2 protein-coding genes and 1 pseudogene are annotated in these 2,725 nt (G+C 56.8%); all 3 read left to right on the top strand.

The genetic code is table 11. The features are described from left to right. Positions 1-1,363: pseudogene (locus L8H52_RS30240) on the top strand (hypothetical protein); the annotation flags it as partial. A gap of 483 nt (positions 1,364-1,846) precedes the next feature. Beyond that, positions 1,847-2,206, top strand: coding sequence for a hypothetical protein (locus L8H52_RS30235; RefSeq protein WP_008083868.1), 360 nt, complete (start codon positions 1,847-1,849; stop codon positions 2,204-2,206). Between the two features lie 318 nt (positions 2,207-2,524). Beyond that, positions 2,525-2,725: hypothetical protein (locus L8H52_RS30230; RefSeq protein ID WP_242210162.1), on the top strand; the 201-nt coding region annotated here is incomplete at its 3' end.

Here is a 2,725-nt window from a genome sequence, read left to right as displayed (position 1 = left end):
GGATCCAAATGAATCGATTGAAGGGGTTTCGGTGCCCGCGCAAGTCGAGTGGTTGAAAACGCTAAAAGATGGAGGCCCATTGAGAGTGCTATGTGCGAGCAATCTTGATGGGATTAAGGACAAGACGAAAGCAGTGTTGCTGCCGGTACGCACCTATACGGTCGGCGCAGGTCAGTATGCTGTACCGAGTTTCACCAACGCGCCCTACACCATCGCCCCGGCTGGCCGGCTCAAGAATATTGAATTGCTTCTCAGCACCAGCAGTAATACCCCCATCCCCCGGGAAAAGCTCAGCCTGACTCTCCCGGCCAACTTTATCTACGCCGATGGCGGTAGCGGCCAACGTGACTTCATCACTGGCGATGACGGCAGAGTCAGTGTCAGCGGCGTCAAAGGGGGGCTCAGCACCGGCTCTTACAGTTTGAGCGCCGCCAGTGGTAGTCAGACCGCCAGCGCAACTGTAACCGTTACGGGGCTGGGGCCGGTTGGTAGCATCCCGGTCGTGGGCACTCCGTTCCCAATCGCCATCAACCCGGACGGTACCCGCGTTTATGTCGGCAACATCAATAAAGGCCATGCGGTCTCGGTGATTGATACGGCGACGAATCAAGTCCTGACGAACATCCCGCTCGGGAAGGACCCACTCGCGATTGCATTTAACCCGGACGGTACTCGCGCTTATGTCTGCAACTTTAATGGTGGCACGGTCTCGGTGATTGATACAGCGACGAACCGAGTTCTGACGAGCATACCGATCAGCAAGCCGCACAGCATTGCCGTCAGCCCGGGTGATACGCGCGCTTATGTCAGCAATCAAAACGGTGGCACGGTCGCGGTGATTGATACGGCGACAAACCTAGTCCTGACGAACATAGAGGTCGGGTTGAATCCGTCAGGAATCGCTGTCAGCCCGGACGGTACACGCGTTTATGCCTGCACCACTTTTATCGACACGGTCTCGGTGATTGATACGGCGACGAACCGAGTACTGACAAGCATATCGGTCGGGCTGAGGCCGATTTATATTGCCGTCAACACGGACGGTACCCGCGCTTATGCTGCCAACCTTGGTAGCCGTACCGTCTCGGTGATTGATACGGCGACGAACAGAGTCCTGACGACCATACCGGTCGGGCAACAGCCGTCGTTTATTGCCGTCAGCCCGGACAGTTCCCGCGTTTATGTCAGTTGCGCTAATGATAGCGCCGTCTTCGTGATTGATACGACGACGAATCACGTACTGAAGACCCTGCCGGTTCCCGGTGTTCCAGAGGGGATTGCTTTCAGCTTGAACGGTGCCCGCGCTTATATCTGTAGCTATGATGGTGACACGGTCTCAGTAATTGAAACTGCGACTAATTGAGTCTTGGCGAACACATCGGTCAGGAATGGTCCGGTCGATATCTGGGCTAATTAAGGCCCCACCATGTTTTTTTTGCTCCTTGGCTCAATAAGCATCAGGGGGTTATCAGGGACAAACCACGCTTTCCCCAAGTCTTCTCCGACTTTTCGCTTTTTAAACCTGAGTGTTTAAAAGACACTTCCAGACACGCCTTGCAGGCTACAAATTCTTGCGCCATTGCCTACAGCTACGCCAGAATCCGCCGGCTTGTGCACCTTGGGCTCGGGTTCTAATGTGGTGCGGTCGCTGACGAATCAGCGATCGGGTTTAGCAGCTCGGCAACTTTCAAGGCACGCGAGTAGCGCCATTATGTAATGGCGGCTTTGCGTGGGGCACTTCGGTGCGCCGGGATCCTTGAGCCTGGTCTGCTAACCCGCGTACAAGCCGCCACCCTCTTCGTTTAGCAGCGAAGGTTGACGGCTCCATTTCTCAAGGAGCTTTACCATGATCAAACCAACGCCAAACCCGCCCGAAACCGACCTCGCCTCCCCCTACGAATCCCTCGATTCAAAAAAGCTCAACGACGCCGCCGAACGCGCCCTCGATCACTACCTCTGCCCACCCGGCTCCACCCCGCCCCCGCGTAAAACCCGTCGGATGTACGCCGTCACCGCCGACTTCAAAAACGAGGAACTGCTGGCGGATGCCAGCGAAACACTCGCCTCAGCCAGAACCATCGCCCATGACTTCGCCCACCTCATACCCGCGTCACAGCGCAGGACGCTGTTGGGTATCGCGCAACTGATCATGCTCGGCGAGCTGGCGGTGAATCGGGTGATGGATAATCTGGAATTGCCGCAGTAACAAGCCCTGAATAAAGCGCTATGGCTGCTGACGTCTTCGCGAGCAGGCTCGCTCCCACAGGGGATTGGTGTCGATCACAAACCGGTGTCTACACGCTGAACCTGTGGGAGCGAGCCTGCTCGCGAAAGCTGACTACCGGGCGACACATCTTCGTGCCACATCCCCCCATCAACCGTGATGGCGGGCCTCATTGCCCCATCGCTCAACCCGACCATTCGTCAGAAACCCATCGGCACCTGTCAGATCTGACAGGTGCGCTTTCCCGGCAATCGCGCTTTCATCGTTCCTGTCGCTACGACCCATGCAGGAGCACCCAAAATGTCCACCTCCACCACCGCCGATAACACCGTCCTCACGCTCTATCCACCCAAGGTGCAGGGCCAGACCAACTCCATCATCGGTGCGATGGCGGGAGTGCCAAAGGTGGCCATTGATCTGGTCAGCGATGGCGAAGGCGCCATGGTTTTGATTGATCCGCCATTGGCGGGCACCTGGGCTCGGTTGGATGTTGTCAAACTG

This window comes from Pseudomonas sp. CROZ-RG-20F-R04-15, assembly GCF_022662375.1.
Classification (GTDB): Bacteria; Pseudomonadota; Gammaproteobacteria; order Pseudomonadales; family Pseudomonadaceae; genus Aquipseudomonas.
Note: the sequence above shows the minus strand (reverse complement) of the source record. Positions and strands in the feature narration are given on the sequence as shown.